The sequence below is a fragment of the Streptomyces palmae genome (assembly GCF_004684805.1).
In the GTDB taxonomy this organism is placed as follows: Bacteria; Actinomycetota; Actinomycetes; order Streptomycetales; family Streptomycetaceae; genus Streptomyces; species Streptomyces palmae.
In genome coordinates this window covers 1-6,143 of the sequence record NZ_SRID01000401.1, presented here as the reverse complement: position 1 = coordinate 6,143, position 6,143 = coordinate 1, and the positions used below count along the sequence as shown (strand labels likewise).

Sequence of the window (6,143 nt, the reverse complement as noted above, 5' to 3'; positions counted from 1 at the left end):
CCCCCGGCGCCCGACCACCTGGGCTCAGCCCCACACCCCCGGCGCCCGATCACTCGGGCTCAGCCCCGCATCCCCGCGCCCGACCGGCCGCGGGCTCCGGTCCGTCCCCAGCGCCGATCGCGGTTGTCCCCAGCTTTGACTGGGTTATCCACAGGTTGCCCTCATCATCTGGGGATAAGTCGATGCCCGCCCCCCTGGGGAGTCGACAAATCTCTGTATCCACCCTGCTGGTATCCACAGCCCCCACCCGGCCATCCGTCATCCAGAATTCGCCGATCAACCCCTTCGAAGGAGGAAAAGTGAAGCATTCCCATCCGAAAGAGTGTCCCGTTGAGGTTTGATGCCGGAATCCGCCGGACATCACCAGCGAGCCGGAATGATCGATTCCGGCATCCACAGTTCCCACACACAGGCTGTGGATAACTATGCACAACACTCACACCCCTGTGGACAAGCGCGAGCACCATCCCCTCGCCCGCCCTCCGTCCAACTCGGCCACGACGCAAGGAAGTACACAGAAGTACCGTACGTCCGGTCAGCGGCGCGAACCCTGTATGCCCCATTTCAGCGAATGCACGGGAATTCCGTTGACGACATTCGGAAGATCGAATTCCGCTACTCGACGACACACCGGCAACCCCACCTTTCCCGTACACCACATTGCCCAAATCGGACAAAACGCAATGCAAGGGAATATCGGGTCGTGGCCCGAGGTCCGACACCGGTAACCTGGGGGAGTGATTGACCTTCGCCTGCTCCGTGAGGACCCCGACCGTGTGCGCGCCTCCCAGCGTGCCCGTGGAGAGGACGTCGGCCTTGTCGACGCGCTTCTCTCCGCCGACGAGCGGCGCAGGTCGTCCAGCGTCCGCTTCGACGAGCTGCGTGCCGAGCAGAAGGCGCTCGGCAAGCTCATCCCCAAGGCCGCCGGCGACGAGAAGGCCGCGCTGCTGAAGAAGGCCGGCGAGCTCTCCGCCGCGGTCAAGGCCGCCGACGCCGAGCAGGACGCCGCCAAGGACGAGGCCCACTCGCTCCTGCTGCGCCTGGGCAACCTGGTGCACCAGGACGTACCGGTGGGCGGCGAGGACGACTTCGCCGTCCTGGAGACCATCGGCACCCCGCGCGACTTCGCGGCCGAGGGCTTCGAGCCCAGGGACCACCTGGAGATCGGCCAGGCGCTGGGCGCCATCGACGTGGAGCGGGCCGCCAAGGTCTCCGGCTCGCGCTTCTACTACCTGACCGGGATCGGCGCGCTGCTGGAGCTCGCCCTGGTCAACGCCGCCATCGCGCGCGCCACCGAGGCCGGGTTCGTACCGATGCTGACCCCGGCGCTGGTGCGGCCGCACGCCATGGAGGGCACCGGCTTCCTCGGCCAGGCCGCGGAGAACGTCTACCACCTGGAGAAGGACGACTACTACCTGGTCGGCACCTCCGAGGTCCCGCTCGCCGCGTACCACATGGACGAGATCGTCGACGCCGACCGGCTGCCGCTGCGCTACGCGGGCTTCTCCCCCTGCTTCCGCCGCGAGGCCGGTACCTACGGCAAGGACACCCGGGGCATCTTCCGGGTGCACCAGTTCGACAAGGTGGAGATGTTCTCCTACGTCGCGCCGGAGGACGCCGAGGCCGAGCACCGCCGGCTGCTGGAGTGGGAGAAGGAGTGGCTGACCGCCCTGGAGCTGCCGTTCCAGGTGATCGACGTGGCCACCGGCGACCTGGGGGCCTCCGCCTCGCGGAAGTTCGACTGCGAGGCCTGGATCCCCACCCAGGGCAAGTACCGCGAGCTGACCTCGGCCTCCAACTGCGACGAATTCCAGGCCCGCCGCCTGTCGGTCCGGATGCGCGAGACCGTCGAGGGCAAGCAGCAGGTGCGCCCGCTGGCCACGCTCAACGGCACGCTCTGCGCGGTGCCGCGCACCATCGTGGCGATCTTCGAGAACCACCAGCAGGCCGACGGCTCGGTCCGGGTTCCCGAGGTCCTGCGGCCCTACCTGGGCGGGCGTGAGGTCCTGGAGCCGCTCGCCACCTCCACCGCCAGGTGAGCGCGCCCGACCCGTCCGGCCCCCTGCCCTATCGGCTGATCGCGACGGACCTCGACGGAACACTGCTGCGTTCCGACGACACCGTCTCCCCGCGCACCCAGGAGGCGCTCGCCGCGGCCACCGCGGCGGGCGCCGCGCACCTGGTGGTGACCGGCCGCGCGGTCCCCTGGACCCGGCCGATACTGGAGGCCCTCGGCTACCAGGGGCTCGCCGTGTGCGGGCAGGGCGCCCAGCTCTACCACGCCGGCGAGGACCGCTTGCTGACCTCGGTGACGCTGGACCGGCAGCTGGCCGCGCTGGCCCTCGCCAAGATCGAGGCGGAGGTCGGTCCGCTGATGCTCGCCGCCAGCCGGGACGGCCTGGAGGGCGAGGTGCTGGTGGGCCCCGGCTACCGCTCGGCGGGCAGCGGGCTGCCGTACCTGGAGTTCACCGACCGGGCCGAGCTGTGGGCCGAACCGGTCAACAAGCTCTACATCCAGCACCCCCGGCTGACCGACGAGCAGCTGACCGAGGCCGCGCGGGCGGCGGCCGGCGGACTGGTCGGGGTGGCCCTGTCCGGCCCGGACATCGTGGAGCTGCTGCCGCTGGGGCTCACCAAGGCCACCGGTCTGTCCCTGGCCGCCCGCCGGCTGGGGGTCGGCTCCGCCGAGACCATAGCCTTCGGCGACATGCCCAACGACATACCGATGTTCGGCTGGGCCGGGCACGGCGTGGCGATGGACAACGCCCACCCCGAGCTCAAGGCCGTCGCCGACGAGGTGACCGCCGCGCAGGACGCGGACGGCATCGCGCTGGTGCTGGAGCGGCTGTACGGCCCCCTGGGCTGAGCCGGTAACCCCGGCACCCGCTGGAACACCGAGGGCCCGCCTCGGGCGTGCGCGCGCACGCCCGAGGCGGGCCCTCGCGGGTCCGACGCGCTTACCGGACCCTTCGCCCGAACCTTTCGGCCGGTGCTCAGCCGAAGATGCTGACCGCCTGGTAGTAGGTCCAGGCGGTGGCGTCGCAGGAGGACTTGGTGACGCCGCTGTAGCGGTTGCAGACCCGCTTGAGGTCCTCGTAGAAGGCACTGTCCAACCGGGACTTGTTGGCCGCGAAGGTGCCCATGGCCTTGTAGTTGCGGTAGCCGAAGTCATGCCGCGCGCAGGACATCTGGAACGGGAACCCGAAGGGGTTGTCGGGGGAGCTGCTGCAGTAGTCGGTGGACCAGTCGAACTGGTACGCCGACCAGGAGGACTGGTTGTTCCGCGCGGTCTGCCAGGCGTTGTAGCTGGTGGCGCTGGTCTGCGTCCAACTCGACAGCACCTGCGCCTTGTCGGCGGGGACTGCCTCGGCGGGCGTGGCGAGGGCGATGGTGGCGGCAGCGGCAGCGGTCATCGCGGTGGCGACGAGGCTTCGGGTCAGCCGGCGCATGCGGTTCCTCCGATGGAGTGACGTCCCGTCAAGCGGGGTGCTGGCAGGGGGAGACGGAGCAAGAGCGAGATGGCGCTCCCCCAGGGTTCGGCGCGTCCCTGACAAGCGTCAACCGTTCGGCCACTCCTTGGCATGAACAGGACGTTAATCGTTACTACGCGCGTAGCGTTATGCGCGCTATGCGGCCGACAGACCGATACGGGGGTGGCAGCCACGGGGGCGCGCCGAGGGCGCGCGGAGGCTCGGCCGGGACGAGGGCACGATTGCGGCGGGCCTCGCCCGCCCGGCGGTGCGGCTGTCTCGGGGCGAAGATGTGCCGGCCCCGGACCACCGGGGTCGGTGGACCCGTCGGGGTCGGCGGACCGCCGGGGTCGGCGGACAGGAGGTGTCCGGTCGGCGGGCCAGTGCCTCGGCCACCGATATGGCCGCGTCCGGGGTGCAGCGCACCCGTATCAGCCACAGGGTCTCGCCCAGCCGCGCCGGATCGGTCAACCCCATGACCCGGACCGCCCCGGAGGACCGCAGCCGGGTGTAGCGACGGGCCACGGTCTGGTCGGAGACCCCGAGCGCCTCGGCGATCCGGCTGAACGGAGCGCGTCCGTCCAGTTGGAGCGCATGGGTCAGTGCCCGGTCCAGGTCGTCGTACTCCGTGGGCCCCGGGCCGCTCGGTCGCGGACCCCTGCCGCTGTCGGCTCTCACCGTCGGGACGGTATCCGATGCCGGTTGGCACGGCAGGCTCCGGCCGCGCCCGCCGAAATCGCCCCGGCCGCCCACTGGTTGGGCGGTCGCGGGCCCATGTCGGGTCGGCACCCGCCCTCGCCGGTCGTACGGTCCGGACCGTGTCCCGGCCGGCGGGGGACGGGTTGCCGCCCTGGGCCCTGTGGTGATCGTCGCGCTTCACGGATACCCAAGTCAATCCTCGGGTTTTCTTTCAAACCCCCCAGCTATAGCTTGGGTTGGTGACTCTTGACGACCTTCGCGCCTTTGTCTCCGTCTGCGAATCCGGCAGTCTCAGCGCCGTGGCCCGCGAGCTGGGTTGCACCCAGTCCGCGGTGAGCCAGCGCATCAAGCGGCTGGAGCGGGAGCTGGGCATCACCCTGCTGGAGCGCCAGCCGCGCGGGGTGGCCCCCACCCACGCGGGCCGGATCCTGCACCGTTCCGCGGCGGACGGGCTCGGCGGGCTGGACCACGCACTGCGGCGCCTGGACGATCTGCGGCAGGGCGGCGGCGGTACGGTCCGCGTCACCACCGGCGCCACGACCGTACGGCACTTCATGTCCGCCGCCGTGGTGGCCTTCCGGCAGCGGCACCCGCGCGTCAACCTGGAGTTCCAGACGGAGAACTCCAGCCGCGGCTGCTTCCAGGCCCTGGCCGCCAACACCGCCGACCTGGCCTGGATCACCATCGGCCCGCCGGTGCGCGGCGTGCAGCAGCGGCCGGTGATCGAACTGCCCTGGGTGCTGGCGGTACGCGCCGACGACCCGCTCGCCGAGCTCACCGAGATCGGCCCCGACGACCTGGCCGCCATCCGCCACATCCGGCTGCCGGAGAACTCCGTCTCCCGGCACCGACTGGACGAGCTCCTCACCCGCCAGGGCACCGAGCCGGACTCCACCACCAGCGTGGCCGACTGGGACACCGCGATCCTCCTGGCCGAGCTGGGGCTCGGCCACGCGGTGGTGCCGGCCCTCCCCGGCTGGCACGAATCCGCCCGCCGTGATCTCCGCCTGATCCCGATCCCCTGGCTGCCGGCCCTCGCCGCGGGCTGGGCGGTGCGCCAGTGGGACGCGCTGAGCCCGGTGGCGGTCGAGTTCGCCCGGACGGTGGCGGCGAGCCTGACCGACCCGGAACCGGAGCCTGAAGTTGTAGGATGACCGGGTAACCGGATGAAACGGATAGCGAGGAGGACGCGCATGGCGCTCCGGGCAACGGGACGTACGTCCCTGGTGGACGCCGTCGTGGAGCAGCTGCGCGCCCAGCTCACCGCCGGTGAGTGGCGGGTCGGCGACCGTGTCCCCACCGAGCACGCCCTGGCCGAACAGCTCCAGGTCGGCCGCAACACCGTCCGCGAGGCGATCCGGGTACTGGTGCACGCGGGGATGCTCCAGTCCCGCCAGGGCGAGGGCACCTTCGTGGTCTCCACGGCCGACCCCGCCGCCGTTGTCCGGGACCTGCGCCGGGCCGGCATCCGGGACGTACTGGAGCTGCGGATCGCCCTGGAGGCGGAGGGCGCCCGGCTGGCCGCCCTGCGGCATGAGCCCGCCGACCTGGCCCGGATGCGCTCCGCCCTGGCCGCCCAGGCGGCATGCGAGGAGACCGGCGACGGGCCGGACTCCGACAGCCACGAACTCCACGCCGAGCACGATGTGGAGTTCCACACCGCCGTGGTGGACGCCGCCCACAACTCCGCGCTCAGCGCCACCTACGCCTGGTTCAGCGGCTCGGTCCGGGAGGCGCTGGTGGCGGCGCTGGGAGACCGCGACATGCCGCGCATCCTGCCCGCGGGCCACCACGCCTTGGTGGACGCCATCGAGTCCGGCGATCCGGCCGCCGCCGAGGCCGCCGCCCGCGCCCTGCTCGACGTGCCGATGCGCGCGGTGGACGCGCTGCTGGCCCGCGACGTGCCGACGGCCCGGGCGCAGCCCTGACCGCCCTCCCCCACGCGCTCGAACGGCACCACCCGAAAGGCCCCTC

Annotated in this window: 5 protein-coding genes and 1 pseudogene; 4 read left to right on the top strand and 2 right to left on the bottom strand. The window is 71.5% G+C overall.

Going from position 1 to position 6,143, the window contains the following annotated elements; translation table 11 throughout:
- Nucleotides 1-737: 737 nt before the first annotated feature.
- Nucleotides 738-2,039, top strand: coding sequence for a serine--tRNA ligase (gene serS, locus E4099_RS27770; RefSeq protein ID WP_135341875.1), 1,302 nt, complete (start codon nt 738-740; stop codon nt 2,037-2,039).
- Nucleotides 2,036-2,866 (top strand): HAD family hydrolase, encoded by an 831-nt coding sequence (locus tag E4099_RS27765; protein WP_135341874.1) that lies wholly within the window; start codon nt 2,036-2,038, stop codon nt 2,864-2,866. The genes serS and E4099_RS27765 overlap by 4 nt, the downstream gene beginning before the upstream one ends.
- 127 nt (nt 2,867-2,993) lie before the next feature.
- Here E4099_RS27765 and E4099_RS27760 read toward each other — a convergent pair whose 3' ends face one another.
- On the bottom strand, nt 2,994-3,449 hold the full coding sequence (locus E4099_RS27760; RefSeq protein WP_135341873.1) for a phospholipase: 456 nt from the start codon (nt 3,447-3,449) through the stop codon (nt 2,994-2,996).
- Nucleotides 3,450-3,830: 381 nt separating this feature from the next.
- Nucleotides 3,831-4,148, bottom strand: a pseudogene (locus E4099_RS27755) (Lrp/AsnC family transcriptional regulator); the annotation flags it as partial.
- A 260-nt stretch (nt 4,149-4,408) separates the two neighbouring features.
- On the opposite strand from E4099_RS27755, the gene E4099_RS27750 reads away from it, so the two are divergent.
- Nucleotides 4,409-5,323 carry a LysR family transcriptional regulator gene (locus E4099_RS27750; RefSeq protein WP_135341872.1) on the top strand — a complete coding sequence of 305 codons (915 nt, stop codon included), beginning with the start codon at nt 4,409-4,411 and terminating at the stop codon, nt 5,321-5,323.
- A gap of 39 nt (nt 5,324-5,362) precedes the next feature.
- On the top strand, nt 5,363-6,097 hold the full coding sequence (locus tag E4099_RS27745) for a FadR/GntR family transcriptional regulator (protein WP_135341871.1): 735 nt from the start codon (nt 5,363-5,365) through the stop codon (nt 6,095-6,097).
- The last annotated feature ends 46 nt before the right edge of the window (nt 6,098-6,143 follow it).

What these genes read in the sequence shown, in the direction of transcription:
- E4099_RS27760 (WP_135341873.1), bottom strand. Translation starts at nt 3,449, where the DNA reads ATGCGCCGGCTGACCCGAAGCCTCGTCGCCACCGCGATGACCGCTGCC.
- E4099_RS27745 (WP_135341871.1), top strand. Translation starts at nt 5,363, where the DNA reads ATGGCGCTCCGGGCAACGGGACGTACGTCCCTGGTGGACGCCGTCGTG.